This window comes from Joostella sp. CR20, assembly GCF_038433465.1.
In the GTDB taxonomy this organism is placed as follows: Bacteria; Bacteroidota; Bacteroidia; order Flavobacteriales; family Flavobacteriaceae; genus Galbibacter.
In genome coordinates this window covers 124,196-140,023 of record NZ_JAESVF010000005.1, presented here as the reverse complement: position 1 = coordinate 140,023, position 15,828 = coordinate 124,196, and the positions used below count along the sequence as shown (strand labels likewise).

At 34.1% G+C, this 15,828-nt stretch carries 14 protein-coding genes; 4 read left to right on the top strand and 10 right to left on the bottom strand.

Going from position 1 to position 15,828, the window contains the following annotated elements:
• Positions 1-132: 132 nt before the first annotated feature.
• From JMA43_RS08880 to JMA43_RS08860, 5 genes are all read right to left on the bottom strand, one after another.
• Positions 133-1,644, bottom strand: a complete 1,512-nt coding sequence (locus JMA43_RS08880; RefSeq protein WP_342156140.1) for an arylsulfatase — start codon at positions 1,642-1,644, stop codon at positions 133-135.
• A gap of 150 nt (positions 1,645-1,794) precedes the next feature.
• Complete coding sequence (locus JMA43_RS08875) at positions 1,795-3,342, bottom strand: arylsulfatase (RefSeq protein ID WP_342156139.1); 1,548 nt, start codon at positions 3,340-3,342, stop codon at positions 1,795-1,797.
• Positions 3,343-3,497: 155 nt separating this feature from the next.
• Positions 3,498-4,976, bottom strand: a complete 1,479-nt coding sequence (locus tag JMA43_RS08870; protein ID WP_342156138.1) for an arylsulfatase — start codon at positions 4,974-4,976, stop codon at positions 3,498-3,500.
• Positions 4,977-5,480: 504 nt separating this feature from the next.
• Complete coding sequence (locus JMA43_RS08865) at positions 5,481-5,612, bottom strand: hypothetical protein (RefSeq protein ID WP_342156137.1); 132 nt, start codon at positions 5,610-5,612, stop codon at positions 5,481-5,483.
• Positions 5,613-5,736: 124 nt separating this feature from the next.
• Positions 5,737-6,972 carry an ABC transporter permease gene (locus JMA43_RS08860; RefSeq protein WP_342156136.1) on the bottom strand — a complete coding sequence of 412 codons (1,236 nt, stop codon included), beginning with the start codon at positions 6,970-6,972 and terminating at the stop codon, positions 5,737-5,739.
• 3 nt (positions 6,973-6,975) lie between these two features.
• On the opposite strand from JMA43_RS08860, the gene JMA43_RS08855 reads away from it, so the two are divergent.
• On the top strand, positions 6,976-8,205 hold the full coding sequence (locus tag JMA43_RS08855; RefSeq protein WP_342156135.1) for an exo-beta-N-acetylmuramidase NamZ family protein: 1,230 nt from the start codon (positions 6,976-6,978) through the stop codon (positions 8,203-8,205).
• Positions 8,206-8,212: 7 nt separating this feature from the next.
• Here the strand turns inward: JMA43_RS08855 and JMA43_RS08850 are convergent, their stop codons facing one another.
• Positions 8,213-9,049, bottom strand: a complete 837-nt coding sequence (locus tag JMA43_RS08850) for a thioredoxin domain-containing protein (RefSeq protein ID WP_342156134.1) — start codon at positions 9,047-9,049, stop codon at positions 8,213-8,215.
• Positions 9,050-9,145: 96 nt separating this feature from the next.
• Positions 9,146-9,640 carry a YkgJ family cysteine cluster protein gene (locus JMA43_RS08845; protein WP_342156133.1) on the bottom strand — a complete coding sequence of 165 codons (495 nt, stop codon included), beginning with the start codon at positions 9,638-9,640 and terminating at the stop codon, positions 9,146-9,148.
• 186 nt (positions 9,641-9,826) lie between these two features.
• On the opposite strand from JMA43_RS08845, the gene JMA43_RS08840 reads away from it, so the two are divergent.
• Positions 9,827-10,498, top strand: a complete 672-nt coding sequence (locus tag JMA43_RS08840) for a hypothetical protein (RefSeq protein WP_342156132.1) — start codon at positions 9,827-9,829, stop codon at positions 10,496-10,498.
• Positions 10,499-10,501: 3 nt separating this feature from the next.
• Positions 10,502-11,209 carry a class I SAM-dependent methyltransferase gene (locus JMA43_RS08835; RefSeq protein WP_342156131.1) on the top strand — a complete coding sequence of 236 codons (708 nt, stop codon included), beginning with the start codon at positions 10,502-10,504 and terminating at the stop codon, positions 11,207-11,209.
• 66 nt (positions 11,210-11,275) lie between these two features.
• On the opposite strand, the gene JMA43_RS08830 is transcribed toward JMA43_RS08835, so the two are convergent.
• Complete coding sequence (locus JMA43_RS08830; protein ID WP_342156130.1) at positions 11,276-11,908, bottom strand: 7-carboxy-7-deazaguanine synthase QueE; 633 nt, start codon at positions 11,906-11,908, stop codon at positions 11,276-11,278.
• A gap of 211 nt (positions 11,909-12,119) precedes the next feature.
• Between JMA43_RS08830 and JMA43_RS08825 the strand changes: the two genes are divergently transcribed.
• The gene (locus JMA43_RS08825; protein WP_342156129.1) at positions 12,120-13,634 is read left to right on the top strand and encodes a helicase HerA-like domain-containing protein; all 1,515 of its coding nucleotides are present in this window, start codon (positions 12,120-12,122) and stop codon (positions 13,632-13,634) included.
• A 1,197-nt stretch (positions 13,635-14,831) separates the two neighbouring features.
• On the opposite strand, the gene JMA43_RS08820 is transcribed toward JMA43_RS08825, so the two are convergent.
• Positions 14,832-15,659 (bottom strand): mechanosensitive ion channel family protein, encoded by an 828-nt coding sequence (locus JMA43_RS08820; RefSeq protein ID WP_342156128.1) that lies wholly within the window; start codon positions 15,657-15,659, stop codon positions 14,832-14,834.
• Positions 15,652-15,828, bottom strand: a complete 177-nt coding sequence (locus JMA43_RS08815) for a hypothetical protein (RefSeq protein ID WP_342156127.1) — start codon at positions 15,826-15,828, stop codon at positions 15,652-15,654. Before JMA43_RS08815 ends, JMA43_RS08820 begins: the two co-directional genes overlap by 8 nt.

Genomic DNA, 15,828 nt, shown 5'->3' with positions numbered 1-15,828 from the left:
TATTTTATTTTTTAAGTGAACGGGGGAAATTTTACACTAAAGTAAGAAATAAAAACGGAGTACATATAATATGCACTCCGTTTTCTAAATTATTATCGATGAATTTCTGTTAAGAAACTCTATTTTACAAGCTTAGTTTCTTGTTGGTGTAGACATTTGTTTTACAACTTCGTCAATCGATAAAGAAGATCCTTTAACTGGCGGATACTTTTTAAACGACTCTAAGAAATTTGCTGCCAACTCTTGCGCTGGTACAAACATCCACATATTGTCTCCATACCATTTTAAATACATTCCTGCTTTGTATGATACTTCATACGGATCGGCTCTTAAGTTGATTACTAAAGGCCAGCTTGGCGATTTACGGTATGCTTCATTAATTGCACCTTCCATAAAAGTAAAGTGAAGTTTGAAGTTGTTGTAACGAATTGCATTTAAGTTTCCTCCAGCGTCGAAATAGAAAATCTCTTTTCTTGGAGATTCTTTTACTTGCCCTTTGAAAAATGGCAATAAGTTGTAACCATCTAAATGTGCATTAAACGTTTTACCGTTTGCTTTATATCCGTTTAGCATTTTGTTTACCAAATCAGACTCTCCAGCTGCTGCTGCCAAAGTTGGCATCATGTCTTCATGCGAGAAAATATCGTTGTAAACTGTTCCTGGCTCGATAACTCCTGGCCAACGAATTGCACAAGGCACACGGAAACCACCTTCCCAAGTTGTTCCTTTTTCTCCAGCAAATGGTGTACTACCACCATCAGGCCATGAGAATTTCTCAGCACCATTATCTGTAGAATACATAATAATAGTGTTATCGATAATTCCAAGTTCTTCTAATTTAGCTAAAACACGACCAATACTTTTATCGTGCTCTACCATTCCATCAGCGTATAAACCGATACCAGTAACACCATCACTTTCTTCTGAAAGGTGTGTCCAAACGTGCATACGTGTTGAGTTTAACCAAACAAAGAATGGTTTTCCATCAGCGTGTGCTTTCTCGATAAATTTAATTGCAGCATCTTCAAACTCTTGATCTACAGTTTCCATACGTTTAGAAGAAAGTGGTCCTGTATCTTCAATTCTACCATCAGCATACGAGTGTAATACTCCACGAGGTCCGTATTTTTTTCTGAATTCAGGATCTTTTGGATAGTAATAACTTTCTGGCTCTTCTTCAGCATTTAAATGGTAAAGGTTTCCGAAGAACTCATCAAAACCATGATTTGTAGGAAGATGCTCGTCTCTATCTCCTAAGTGATTTTTCCCAAACTGACCAGAAACATAACCGTGAGGTTTAAGTACTTCAGCAATTGTAGGTTGGTTATCTTTGATACCTTGTTTTGCTCCAGGCATCCCGATTGTTAACAACCCAGTTCTAAATGGGTGTTGCCCTAAAATAAAAGCTGCTCTACCAGCAGTACACGATTGTTGCGCATACCAGTCGGTAAAAATAGCTCCTTCATTTGCAATTCGATCGATGTTTGGAGTTTTGTACCCCATCATTCCACGATTGTTAAAGCTTACGTTCGACCAACCTATATCATCACCCCAAAGAACGAGGATATTTGGCTTGTCTTGCGCAAGTAATACATTAGTCACTAACAATATTGCTAACGACAAAAAATAGTTTTTCTTAATCATAACTACTTAATTAAATTGGTTTATTGATTCTGTAGCAATTGAGGGAATTTGCGACTAAAATAGTATTATTTTAATTACAATCAGCTTAAAATACGAAAAAAAGCCGAACATTAAATGTTCGGCTTTTAAATCTATAAAACTCGTAAAATACTATTTTCCTTCTTGACCAGCTGTAAGTGACTTCATTACCTCATCTAGGTTGAATGAAGCTGGACGCTGTCTTGGTGGATATTTTTTGAAAGTTTCAATCATTTGCCCAGCAATTGCCTGAGAAGAACCTCCTGCAAACTGAATAATTCCTTCCATCCATTCGTAATATCCGTTAGCATTGTGTTGTGCTCTTTCAAACGGATCCATACGTAAATCGAAAACTAATGGAATTCTCAATTGCACAAACGGATACATCCAAACTCCAAATTTAGAAGATTGTTGCTCCATGAAAACTAATTTCCAACGGTCGTAACGCATCGCTACCAATTGTCCGTCGTCATTCCAATAATAAAACTCTCTTCTTGGCCAAGTTGTTGCTCCGTATTGGTCTTTAGAAACTTGTTTTTCATCTGTTAAATATGGTAAAATATTGTATCCATCTAAATGAACTTTGTATCCGTTGTAACCATTTAACAAATCTTGTTTGATGTTTGGTTTCCCTGCAGCTGCCATAAGTGTAGGCACCCAGTCGTTTCCTGCAACAATTTCGTTAACAACTTTACCTGGCTTAATTTTTCCAGGCCATTTTACGATACATGGTACACGGTAACCACCTTCCCAGTTTGTATTTTTCTCTCCTCTAAACGGTGTAATACCACCATCAGGCCACATATTAAAGTGCGGACCGTTGTCTGTAGTATAAACAACAATTGTATTATCATCAACTCCAAGCTCTTCTAATTTTTTAAGAATCATCCCAATTTGATCGTCATGCTGAACCATTCCGTCTGCATATTCGTTCAAACCAGTTCTTCCGCTGTAAGATTCTGGAACGTGCGTAACGTAGTGCATACGAGTTGTATTAAACCACACAAAAAATGGTTTATCGCTACTTACTGCTTTTTCCATGAAATTTTCAGCTGCATCTAAAAACTCTTGATCTACAGTTTCCATACGCTTTTTATTCAATGGGCCTGTATCTTCAATTTTTCCATCAGCAGTAGAATGAATTACACCTCTTGGTCCGAATTTTTTTCTGAACTCTGGGTTTTTAGGATAGTAAGGATTCTCTGGAGTTTCTTCAGCATTTAAATGATAAAGATTTCCGAAGAACTCATCAAAACCGTGGTTTGTTGGAAGAAATTCATCCAAATCTCCTAAGTGGTTTTTACCAAATTGCCCTGTTGTATACCCTAGTGGTTTTAACAATTCTGCAAGTGTTGGATCTTCTTTTTGAAGCCCTAGTGTAGAACCAGGAATACCAACTTTTGTCATACCTGTTCTTACTGGCATTTGCCCAGTAATGAAAGCAGCACGACCAGCAGTACAACTTTGCTCTGCATAATAATCTGTAAAAATAGCTCCCTCGCTCGCAAGTTTATCGATGTTTGGCGTAGTGTAGCCCATCATCCCGCGGTTGTTGTAGCTTAAGTTCCAGTAACCAACATCGTCCCCCATAATCACGAGGATATTTGGTTTCTTTTGTGAAAACATCACATTTACCACCAACAAGCCTGCTAATGATAAAAACAAATTTTTCTTAAACATAAGATGTGATTTAATTAATTTTTAAGTGATAACGTAGGGAGGGAAATTCTCCACTAAAATACTATAAATTATTATATATCGAAAATAAATCGATAAAAACAGAAAAGTCTGAATATGTTTATTCAGACTTTTCTTATATATAATTTTATGAAGAATTATTGTTTTGGTGTAAAGCTTCCTGGCTCTTGACGTACAGGGAAGTCTTTAAACGTAGCCATATAGTTAGCCACAACACTTTGTAATGGTACAAAAGCATACATTCTACGTAATAACCAATCATCGTAGTACGATGAAGATTCTGGAGCACTTTCAAATGGATCTCCTAATAAATCGATTAACAATGGTGCTTTTCTTGGTACTTGAGCATGTAACCAAGCTCCCATTCCTTCTTCTTCTTGCGTAGAGAAGTGATATTTAAAACGTCCTAAACGAACTGCTCCTAAAGTACCATCATCTACAAAAGCGAAGAACTCGTTACGTGGCCCTTTTTCTTCTTTACCAGTCATGTAAGGAATAAAGTTATATCCATCTAAATGTACTTTATATCCTTTGTATCCGTTAAGTAAATCTTTCTTAATATTTGTATTTCCTGCAGCTGCTAATAAAGTTGGCATACAGTCTTCAAGAGAGAAAATCTCGTTAGAAACTTGTCCAGCTTTAATTTTTCCAGGCCATCTAATCATGAAAGGAACTCTAATACCACCTTCCCAAGTAGTAGCTTTTTCTCCTCTAAATGGAGTTGTACCACCATCAGGCCATGTAAATTTCTCTGCACCGTTATCTGTAGTATAAATTACAATTGTGTTATCTGCAATTCCTAATTCGTCTAACAAATCTAATAATTGACCAACTTGCATATCGTGCTGTCTCATACCGTCAGCATAAACTCCAAGTCCAGTCTTCGCATTATACTCATCACTTAAATGTGTAAAAATGTGCATTCTTGTAGAGTTGAACCAAGTAAAGAATGGTTTTCCAGCATCGTGTTGTTTTTTAATAAACGCTTTAGCAGCATCCAAAAACTCTTGATCGATAGTTTCCATTCTCTTTTTAGTTAATGGTCCTGTATCTTCAACTTTTCCGTCAGCTGTAGCTTTTAAAACTCCTCTTGGTCCGAATTTTTTTCTAAACTCAGGATCTTTTGGATAATCTGCATTCTCTGGCTCTTCTTCAGCATTTAAGTGATAAAGATTTCCGAAGAACTCATCAAAACCGTGATTTGTAGGAAGGAATTTATCCAAATCTCCTAAGTGATTTTTTCCAAATTGCCCTGTTGCATACCCAAGTGGCTTTAACATTTCTGCAATTGTTGGATCTTCTTTTTGTAATCCTATTGGATCTCCTGGCATACCAATTTTAAGAAGCCCTGTTCTTTTTGGCGACTGTCCTGTAATAAATGCAGCTCTACCAGCCGTACACGATTGTTGTGCATAAGCATCTGTAAAACGCATCCCCTCGTTGGCAACACGGTCAATATTTGGAGTTCTATACCCCATCATTCCGCTGTTATAGGCACTGGTGTTAAACCATCCTATATCATCCCCCATAATTACGAGGATGTTTGGCTTATCTTGTGCTACAAGAAAGTTTACCAGTAGCGCAGCTATTGGCAATAAAATAGATTTTTTCTTCATAATTGAATAAAATAATTTAATGATTGTGCATTTAATAATAGGTCGAGGAGAATATAAAATTAAATATTTCTGCTGAAAATACAACTATCTTCTGTAAAAATATAGAAAATATAATCATTTCATCATACTGAAAACAACTACATACGTCAATAAAAATGATAAAATGCTATTTATTTTCCTTAAAAAAACATAAAATGAAACCATAAATCAAAGTAATACGCTACAGTTATTATGAAAAATACAATTCTGATAAAAAGATAATTTTCTTCATATTTAAAATCGTTACGCGTAATGTTTTTCTTCGGAAGTAAATGCTTTACTATATTTTTACTAAACAGAAAAAGTATGATTGTCTGTAATCTGTCATAATACACTGTAACCTCGAGCGTAGTCGAGAGGTTATTTGGCTTAATAGCTTTAAATATGGTCTCGACTACGCTCGACCTGACATTTTAATCTTGGCATGATAGATTACGGATATTCAAAGAAAAAATATAAAAAGTATTAATTCAACACACCTACTAAACTAAGTATTGCTGAAACGACTACCCAAGATAAAATTGCGATTAAAATGTACACTATGGCTTTTAAAGCGATAGTTAATGCGGAAGTTTGATTGTGTAATAATTGCCCCATGACGATTTGATTTTATTGATTAATAAAATATTTGGGGCAGTAGCTTCCATTAAAGATACAAAAAAAATAAAACAAACTGAAATTCAACACCTTAAAAACAGTATTCCATTTCTAAACTGAAAAGCTATTCAAACTTCATTGAACGTGCAGGCGATATTTTTGTAATAATGTATGACGGAATTAACAGCATTAATAAGCATAACAACAACACACCAACATTAAGAAAAACTACATGTAGCGGATTGATATAAACAGGGGCTTGCGAAACATAATAAGTGGAAGCATCCAAACTTATAAAGCCAAACTTACTCTGTAAAAACAAGAGTCCGAGTCCGAGTAAATTTCCCCAAAACAACCCGACAACAATTAAATAGGCAGCATTGTAAAGGAATATCTTTCGAATGCTCCAATTGTTAGTTCCCAACGCTTTTAACAAGCCAATCATTTGAGTACGCTCTAAAATAAGTACAAGCAAGGCGGTTATCATATTAATCCCGCCAACAATAATCATGATTCCAATAATAATAGCAACATTAAAATCGAAAAGCGAAATCCACTCAAAAATAGTGTAATATTTTTCGGCAATGGTTTGAGAGTCTAGCGTTGAAAGTGTAACACCATACACTTCTCGTCCTTTTTCTTCTATTTTATCAAAATCGTCTATAAAAACTTCGAAAGTACCAATCTCGTCGGCTTTCCATTTATTCATCCGTTGAATGTGGCGTAGATCAACAAAAATATAATTGGCATCAAAATCTTGGAACCCACTATCGTAAATTCCTACAATTTTAAACTTCACTTGGTTTGGTATTTCATTGACTTCATTTTTCAGAAAAAACGCCCAAAACTCAGTTCCTACTTTAAATTGCAATCGGTTTGCGAGGTAACGCGAAATTAAAATCTCTTCATTGCGCTTTCCCGAATAATTAGGCAGTCGTCCGTCAACTAAAAAATCTTCAAAGGGTTTCCAATTGTAATCGGCACCAACACCTTTGGCTATAATCCCTTCAAAAGTATTTTCAGTTCTAATAATTCCGCCTTTGGTAGCTACGGCTTGTACATGGTTTATTCCCGAAACATTTTTAAATTCAGGATAAAAATCTTGATGTATCGAAATCGGATTAACAGAAACATCTGAAGTATTATTATCGTAGTTATAAATTTGAATGTGCCCATTAAAAGCGGCAATTTTTTCTCGAATTTTACGTTGTAATCCAGCCCCAGTAGCCATCGCAATAAGCATCATAATAACGCCCATCGCAATCGCTGCAATGGCAATTTTTATAATTGGCGCCGATATACTACTTTTATACTCCTTACCCTTTACAAGGCGTTTGGTAATAAAATATTCTAAATTCAAATTATGAGGTACTTTATGAGTTTCAAAAATACATTTTTATTATTGTTTTTAGTAGTGATTTCGTGTGCGAATGGAAATCAGGAAAAAAAAGCAATTATTACTTCGGAAGAAACTCCGCAGGAAAAACCTATCATTGTAGGTGCTAATAGTACTGAAGCTTATTTGCCTCTGCTGAAAAATAAACGCGTGGGAATTGTTGCCAACCAAACTTCCGTAATTTTTAAAAATGATGAAACATATACACATTTAGTCGATTCGCTTTCGGCATTAAACATAAATATTCAGAAGATATTTTCTCCTGAACACGGTTTCCGAGGAAAGGCTGATGCTGGAGAACTTTTGGAAGGAAACAAAGATGCTAGAACAGGAATCGAAATTGTTTCGCTTTACGGAAAACACAAAAAGCCTGCTCCTGCACAACTCAAAGCCATCGATATTATGGTTTTTGACATTCAAGATGTTGGCGTACGCTTTTACACCTACACCTCTACTTTACATTTGGTTATGGAGGCTTGCGCCGAAAATAACATTCCATTAATTGTTTTAGACCGACCAAATCCGAATGCGAGTTATGTTGACGGTCCAACACTCGAAATGGAACACGCTAGCTTTTTAGGAAAAGTTCCTATTCCGCTTGTGTACGGACTTACCATTGGAGAATACGGAAAAATGCTCAATGGCGAAAAATGGCTTACCAACAAAGTGCAATGCGATTTAACTGTAATTCCTGTAAAAAACTACAACCACGAATTATCGTATAGTTTACCAATTAGGCCTTCTCCAAACTTACCAAACGACCAATCAATTTTATTATACCCAAGTTTAGGCCTTTTTGAGGGTACACATGTAAATGCAGGAAGAGGAACTGAGTTTCAGTTTCAACGTTATGGTGCTCCTTGGTTGGATAAAAATGTTTTTTCTTTTGAATATACTCCGAAACCCAATTTTGGCTCGAAAGACCCAAAACACAATGGGAAATTATGCTACGGAGAAGATTTATCTTCTGTAACGCCTCCAAAAGAAGTGACTATGCAATGGATTATTAAAGCCTATCAAAACAGCAATGACAAAGCTAACTTTTTTAAAACCGCTAGTTTTACGTTACACGCAGGTAACAACAAACTTCAAAAACAAATTGAAGCTGGCATGCCCAACGACGAAATTAAAGCCACTTGGCAAGAAGGCATTGAAAACTTCAAAAAAATAAGAAGTAAGTATTTTATTTATGAGTAAAGGAAGACTAAGAATCTTCCTTAAAAATCATGTTTATTTTTGAATTATAAGTCTCGAAATTAGAAGTAGTTTTAAGTTTATCAAGCCATTCAGAAGCTTGGTCAGCCTCGTTATTACTTCTACACACACAGTAATTAATAAAGTAATAATCTGCTTTATTGATCGGGTCTATAGTAGCTTCGTCGGTTTTAGCTAATTTTCGAACAACTTTTTTATGATTGCCACGATATACGTCGATTGTCATTTTTAGCAACTCAATTTTTTCTTCAAATTTTGGTTGATTCTCCAACATTTTATTGGCTTTATCAAGATATACATTGGACACCGAAAAGAAGTTATTCTTTACTTTATCATCTACTAATAAAGAATAATCAATATAACGTTTTGCCAATCGTAATGAATTTGCAAAATTTTGACGTTGAAAATAATTCACTAATTCTTTATTAACATAAGATGTATTTAAAACAAAATCATCTAAAAAATTAAGTAATTCCACTTTGTCCATATACCCCTTACTATCAGCAACAATCTCTCCATTTGCATCCATAATATAAACATTAGGAATAGCCTTGATACCATAGCGTCTTGCTAAATTTGTTTGCGTATCAATATCAACTTTTAGCGGTATAAAGTTATTCATCATATCTCCAACTTCATTAGTATGCCAAGCATCGGAATCCATTTTTTTACAAGGTCCACACCAAGTAGCCCAAAAATCTACCACGATGAGTTTATTTTGCACCAAAGCTAACTTTTGAGCATCTTCAAAAGAAGATAACCAATTAGTACTATATCCATTATACACAGATAAAAACACAACCAAAAGAGTACATATACTTTTCATAATCACACTTATTTTTAACTAAAATATAAAAATTATAGAAAATAAACGCAATATTTTAACAAAAAAACTGTGACTCTTTATAGAAGGGATAAAAAATTATTTAGGCAAACGAGCTTTCATAGCCTCAACAATATTGTAAACCGCAGGGCAAATAGCGGTGTTTTTAATTGTTAAATTACTTATTTGTTGGAATTTCTTTCGGTCGGTATGCGGATATTCTCGACACGCTTTTGGACGAACATCATAAATTAAACAATAATTATCTGGTGCTAAAAATGTACATGGCACCTCTTGCAACACATAATCATTGTCTTCATCTATTCTTAAATAAGTATCGATAAATTGTTGTGGCTTCTGCTTAAAATGTTTTGAAATTCGTTCTATATCTGCATTGGTAAATAACGGCCCCGTAGTTTTACAGCAATTAGCACAGCTAAGACAATCTGTTTTTTCAAATTCTTCCTCGTGCAGTTCTTGCATTACATAATCTAAATCTTTAGGAGGTTTCTTCCGTAATTTCGCAAAATACTTTTTGTTTTCGCTTTGCTTATCTTTTGCTAATTGTGGGAGCTGTTTTAAAAATTCGTCCATCATTAATTTTTCAGAAGAAATATTGAATAGTACAAAGATACAGTTTATCCATAATCAAAAGCATAATACCAACAGTCTTACTCTCCATAATATTTGGTTATTTAAAAAAATTAAATTTAATTTACTATACCACAAACCTGAAAAATCAAAACATTTGATTTTCATACAACATTAAACTTTTTAGATATGAAAAAAATATTTTTAGCCCTTTCGCTAATTACATGTATCGTTTTACAAGCTCAAATAGATCAGTATGGCTATCAAAGCGGACCATTAATAGACACTAAAAACTCTAGTGAATACTCTGGAGTGGACGGATCTTTATATTTAAACGGAGATGATTTCACTAAAGGAAAAATCTTTGTTGATGGGAAAGTATACGAAAATGTAGACTTAAGATATAATGTTTATAAAGACTTCATAGAAATTAAAATGTCTGAAAATGAAATTTATAAAGGTTCAACAAAATCTAATTATGCATACGAAGTATATGGTAAGAAGTTTTTCTTATTAGACTATCAAGACAATAACAAAACAAAAACTGGGTATTTAGAGTGCCTTTTTTGTACAGAAGATGACATGTTGCTAAACAAGTACATTAAAATATATTATCCGCCAGAAAAAGCCAATACTGGATACCAAAAAGATAAACCTGCAAAATTTTCAGACAATCAAAACTATTACATTAAACTGAAAGGAGCTGATTATGCAATTCCGCTAGAGAATAATACAAAGAGAATTTTAGCGCAGTTTAATAACAAACAATTAGATAAATTTGTAAAAGAAAAAAAATTGAATCTTAAGAAAGAAGAAGACTTAATTTCATTCTTTAAATATTACGTAAACATTAATCAATAAACATTGAAAGACCTCTTAGGGAAAGCCATTCAAGATTTTTATACTGATAATTTTTCAGAAGAAATCTTTACAGAAACTTCCATCTCCGAAGAAGACATTTTACCTATTTCTTATTTATTCAGAAGTCATAAAGAAATGCCTCCTTTGGAGAAAGAGGCTCTCAAACAAAGTTATGGTAATGTGCTCGATATAGGTTGTGGCGCAGGAAGCCATGCTTTATACCTTCAAGAGACAAAAAATCTAAACGTAAAAGCCATTGACATTTCTGCTGGCGCTATCGATGTTGCTATAAAAAGAGGTGTTTTAAATGCAGTTCAAGAAGATGTTTTTCAGCTAAAAAACGAAAAATTCGACACCATTTTAATGCTGATGAACGGCACTGGAATTTTAGGCACTTATAAAAGTGTTCCCGAAAAACTAGCCCATTTAAAAAGTTTACTTTCTGAAAACGGACAAATACTAATCGATTCTTCCGATATTATTTACATGTTTGATGAAGATGACGACGGCGGAAAATGGATTCCGATGGACAACGATTATTACGGCGAACTTACGTATACCCTCAAATACAAAGGAGAAACTGAAACTACAACTTGGCTTTACCTCGACTTCAATACACTAAGTTTATGTTGCGAAATGGTTGGTTTAAACTGTAAGCTCCTTGCCGAAGGCGAACATTACGATTACCTCGCAAAACTCACATTAAAATAGTTGGAAGGTTGGAGACGTATGTTTGAGGTTTAAAAATATTAAAAACGAGAAACAAAAAACAATTCCCTAAGGAATATTCAAATATTTATGTGTCTGTAAAGACACCTTCCATTTCGGATTTTTCATAACATATTCCACAATTTCAGGAATCATTTTATCGCGCTTGCTCCACTCGGGTTGCAAGTATAAAATACAATCCTTGCCTACCTTTTCAGCTTGTTGTTCAGCAAACTCAAAATCGCTTTTATTGTATACAATACATTTTAATTCGTTTGCATTTTCATAAACTTTAGCAGTGGGTAACTTTAGTTTTTTTGGCGACAGGCAAATCCAATCCCACTCCCCCGTTAGCTCATACGCACCAGAAGTTTCAATATGCGTTTTTAAGCCACGCTTTTTTAATTCCGAAGTAATAAAAGTCATGTCCCATGTAAGTGGCTCACCACCCGTAATCACAATAGTATCCGAATATTTTGCTGCATTCTCAACAATCTCACTCACCGCTGTTGGCGGGTGTGTCTCGGCGTTCCAACTTTCTTTCACATCACACCAATGGCATCCTACATCGCAGCCGCCAATTCGAATAAAATAAGCCGCCGTTCCTTTATAAAATCCTTCGCCTTGAATGGTGTAAAACTCCTCCATTAACGGAAGCATCTCTCCCGCATTTACCTTCGCTAAAATCGCTTCTTTTGTCATGCCGCAAAGATACGCTTTCCTTTTTATTTTAAGCAGCCATTTCCTATTGCTTTTTTAGTAAGGCTGTTACCTGCTTTCGCTACTACACGGTAGTTAGCTCAATCAGGGCTAGCAGCTAGCGGTAGTTTCCATCAGCAAAAAAACTACGCTAAAAAAATACTCCTTTTAACTTCGATAAGTTTACCTTATTTTAGTAGAAAATAATTACAACATGAGCAATAAAGACGTATTTTTTCAACATATAGAAGAAGGGTATAAAACCAAAGGTGATTACATTAGTATGGGAGCTGCCATGCTCGACGGTGAGCCACTTACAAATGCCTTAGTAAAAATACCTTTAAAAACCTTAAATCGACACGGACTTATTGCTGGAGCTACGGGTACTGGAAAAACTAAAACATTACAAATCCTGGCAGAAAACCTTTCTGAAAAAGGAATTCCTGTTTTGTTAATGGACTTAAAAGGAGACCTTAGCGGACTCGCACAACCTGGAGAAGATAATGCTAAAATTCAAGAGCGACATACCAAAATTGGATTTCCATACGAAGCAAAAAAGTTTCCAATCGATATCCTTACACTTTCCGAACAAAATGGAGTTCGCCTACGTGCCACCGTTTCTGAATTCGGACCTGTACTACTCTCCAGAATTTTAGACCTTACAGATACGCAACAAGGTATTGTTGCTGTACTTTTTAAATATTGCGACGACCACCAACTTCCGTTACTCGATTTAAAAGACTTTAAAAAAATATTACAATACGCTACCGCCGAAGGAAAAGAAGAGTTTCAAGAAGCTTACGGACGAATTTCAACTTCCTCAACAGGAGCAATTCTTCGAAAAATTATAGAACTCGAGCAACAAGGAGCCGATTTATTTTTTGGAGAAAAATCGTTTGAAGTAGACGACCTTACTCGAATTGACGAAAACGGAAAAGGAATTATCAATATTATACGTCTTACCGACATTCAAGATAAACCGAAGCTTTTCTCTACTTTTATGTTAAGTTTATTAGCCGAAGTTTATGGCAATTTCCCAGAACAAGGCGATAGCGATCGTCCGGAGTTGGTCATTTTTATTGATGAGGCACACCTTATTTTCAATGAAGCCTCCGATGCTCTTTTAGATCAAATTGAAAGTATCGTAAAACTTATCCGCTCAAAGGGAATCGGACTTTACTTTGTAACACAAAATCCAACGGATGTTCCAGATGCTGTACTATCTCAACTCGGACTAAAAATTCAGCATGCACTACGTGCCTTCACTGCAAAAGATAGAAAAGCTATTAAGCTTACTGCCGAGAACTACCCAATTTCCGACTTTTACAACACTGCAGAAATACTTACATCATTAGGAACTGGAGAAGCATTAATTTCTGCTCTCGACGAAAAAGGACGACCTACACCACTGGCAGCAACCATGCTTAGAGCTCCTATGAGCCGAATGGATATTTTATCTGAAAGTGAAATTAAAGATGTACTTCAGCAATCAAAATTAATTCCTAAATACAACGAGACTGTTGATAGAGAAAGTGCCTATGAGATTTTAAATAAGAAAATTGAAAAATCGCAAACAGAAGAAGCACAACAAAAAGCAAAAGAAGAACAAAAGAAAGTTTCTAGAACTTCTAGCAGAAAAAGCACTGCGATGAACCCTATTGTAAAAGTGCTTACAAGTGCTACTTTTATACGTGGAGTTATGGGGATACTCAGTAAAGCTATGCGATAAAAAAGAACAAAAAAAATGGCGCTTAATTTTTTAAGCGCCATTTTTTTTGGAATACAAAACCCCCATAATGTAACAACTATTGTGCTTTTTCTCTTATAACACCATTTTTCAACTTCATGTAATTTGCTCTCGACTTCTTGTAATCAAACCAACTAATTAAACCCAAAAAAATTAAACCTGGTAAAATCAAAAGCTGAATAAGTAAAAAAAACATTTCCATTATCTATCTATTTAATTGTGTGTTTAGAAGTTTGTGCTTCTATTTATTTAGACACATCATTTTTTAATAGGTCACACTTTTTCAGAAAAAAAATGAAAATTTATTTAAAATATCATTTTTAGTAAATTTTGAATACTACTCAATACAATGTATCTACTAAATAAAAACAGCGCTCAAGTTTAAAAACTTGAGCGCTGTTTTATATGGAAATATTGACTCGTAATTTGTATAATCCCCCAAAAATACAATTACTTTACCATCAATTGTTTTTCTCTTATCATAACATTTTTCATTCTCATATAAGTCGCTCTTGATTTTTTATAATCTGTCCAGCTAATTAAACCCAAAAAAATTAGACCAGGCAAAATCAAAAGTTGTATAAGTAAGAAAAACATTTCCATTTCTATTTATTTAATTGTGTGTTCAGAAGTTTGTGCTTCTATTTATTTAGACACATCATTTTTTGATAGGTCACACTATTTTTTCAGAAAAAATGAATTTTATCCCTAAACCACTTAATAACAATTATTTATGATTGAATATTTATTTTAAAATAATTGAAAATACTTTTTAAATGAAAAGTGCTTTTCGACTTTTTATATAAAAAAACAGCGCCCAAGTTTAAAACTTGAGCGCTACTTTATATGGAAAAATTGACTCGTAATTGTATAATCCCCCAAAAATACAATTATTTCATTATCAACTGTTTTTCTTTATCATAGCATTTTTTATTCTCATATAAGTCTCTCTTGATTTTTTATATTCTGTCCAGCTAATTAAACCCAAAAAAATTAGACCAGGCAAAATCAAAAGTTGTATAAGTAAGAAAAACATTTCCATTTCTATTCTAACTAAATTCAAATTGTGTTTAGAAGTTTGTGCTTCTATTTATTTAGACACATCATTTTTTGATAGGTCACAATTTTTTCAGAAAAAAATGAAAAATATTTTTATACGCTATGATATTCAGAACTTTACTAGTCTAAAATTTCTACTTTTTTATTGACTACTTGCTTGATTGGAACTACTATTTTTTTATTCTGATCGTCTTTAATGATTAGAGAAATATTATTTACAGCAAGTACAATTCCTTCTGTTTCTTCAAATTTTATACGCTTTCCTATAGGAAAAGTTTTTCTTGAATAAAATCCAAACAAGAGCCTTGAAACTACATCTCTAGAACCTAACCCGAGTGCTATTGCCAATGCTGCTAAAAATGCTCCAATAATCAAAAACAGATTGTTGGTGATGATTTCGGTATCGATTCCTGCTTGGTTAAGCGACATAATTGCTACCACTACAAACACTAAATAAAACACAAGTGTACTAATGGCTTTTGAACCATTCATATCGAATGCTTTTAAAGCCGATTGCACTGTTTTACGAAGCAATACTGCACCGTAGGTACCAATAAAAAAGATAATTACCGCAGTGAAAAATTGTGGCAAATACTGGAGAATTTTACCAACTTCGTTGGAAACGATGGTTAAGCCAAGAATATCGGCACCAATAATAATAAGGATAAGTATTAAAAACCACTTTACGAATGCTAAAATTACTTTGGTAGGTTTAATTTTTACAGAGCCTCCGAAGATTGGATTTTTATCGTTTGCACTTTCTAAGAGCGAATCTATCTTGGTAAGTTTCAACGATTTTTTTACTATAAAAAGTACAAATCTTAAGAATAGCCAACTCCCTATAATAAATGCTATTCCTAGTAAGATGTTCGGTAACACTTCTAAAAAGTCATAAAAATAATTGTGTAGAATTTGAAAGTCAAAATTCACTTGTAGTTGTTTATTCATCTTTGTCTTTTAGGTTTAATATATTGCTTATTGTATCTGGGTATTTTATCACAAATAAATCGGCGACATCTAGCGACAGTTTAATCAAATCAACATCCTGCATTACCTTATCCTTTACGGTATCTGGTAACTTCTCATTGTTTATTATTTTCTTGAACGGATTATCCAT

Excerpts from the sequence above, each read along its gene's own strand:
- JMA43_RS08875 (WP_342156139.1), bottom strand. The coding sequence starts at position 3,342 with ATGTTTAAGAAAAATTTGTTTTTATCATTAGCAGGCTTGTTGGTGGTA.
- JMA43_RS08880 (WP_342156140.1), bottom strand. The coding sequence starts at position 1,644 with ATGATTAAGAAAAACTATTTTTTGTCGTTAGCAATATTGTTAGTGACT.
- JMA43_RS08865 (WP_342156137.1), bottom strand. The coding sequence starts at position 5,612 with ATGGGGCAATTATTACACAATCAAACTTCCGCATTAACTATCGCTTTA.
- JMA43_RS08870 (WP_342156138.1), bottom strand. The coding sequence starts at position 4,976 with ATGAAGAAAAAATCTATTTTATTGCCAATAGCTGCGCTACTGGTAAAC.
- JMA43_RS08845 (WP_342156133.1), bottom strand. The coding sequence starts at position 9,640 with ATGGACGAATTTTTAAAACAGCTCCCACAATTAGCAAAAGATAAGCAA.
- JMA43_RS08850 (WP_342156134.1), bottom strand. The coding sequence starts at position 9,049 with ATGAAAAGTATATGTACTCTTTTGGTTGTGTTTTTATCTGTGTATAAT.
- JMA43_RS08815 (WP_342156127.1), bottom strand. The coding sequence starts at position 15,828 with ATGGATAATCCGTTCAAGAAAATAATAAACAATGAGAAGTTACCAGAT.
- JMA43_RS08840 (WP_342156132.1), top strand. The coding sequence starts at position 9,827 with ATGAAAAAAATATTTTTAGCCCTTTCGCTAATTACATGTATCGTTTTA.
- JMA43_RS08830 (WP_342156130.1), bottom strand. The coding sequence starts at position 11,908 with ATGACAAAAGAAGCGATTTTAGCGAAGGTAAATGCGGGAGAGATGCTT.
- JMA43_RS08820 (WP_342156128.1), bottom strand. The coding sequence starts at position 15,659 with ATGAATAAACAACTACAAGTGAATTTTGACTTTCAAATTCTACACAAT.
- JMA43_RS08825 (WP_342156129.1), top strand. The coding sequence starts at position 12,120 with ATGAGCAATAAAGACGTATTTTTTCAACATATAGAAGAAGGGTATAAA.
- JMA43_RS08855 (WP_342156135.1), top strand. The coding sequence starts at position 6,976 with ATGAGGTACTTTATGAGTTTCAAAAATACATTTTTATTATTGTTTTTA.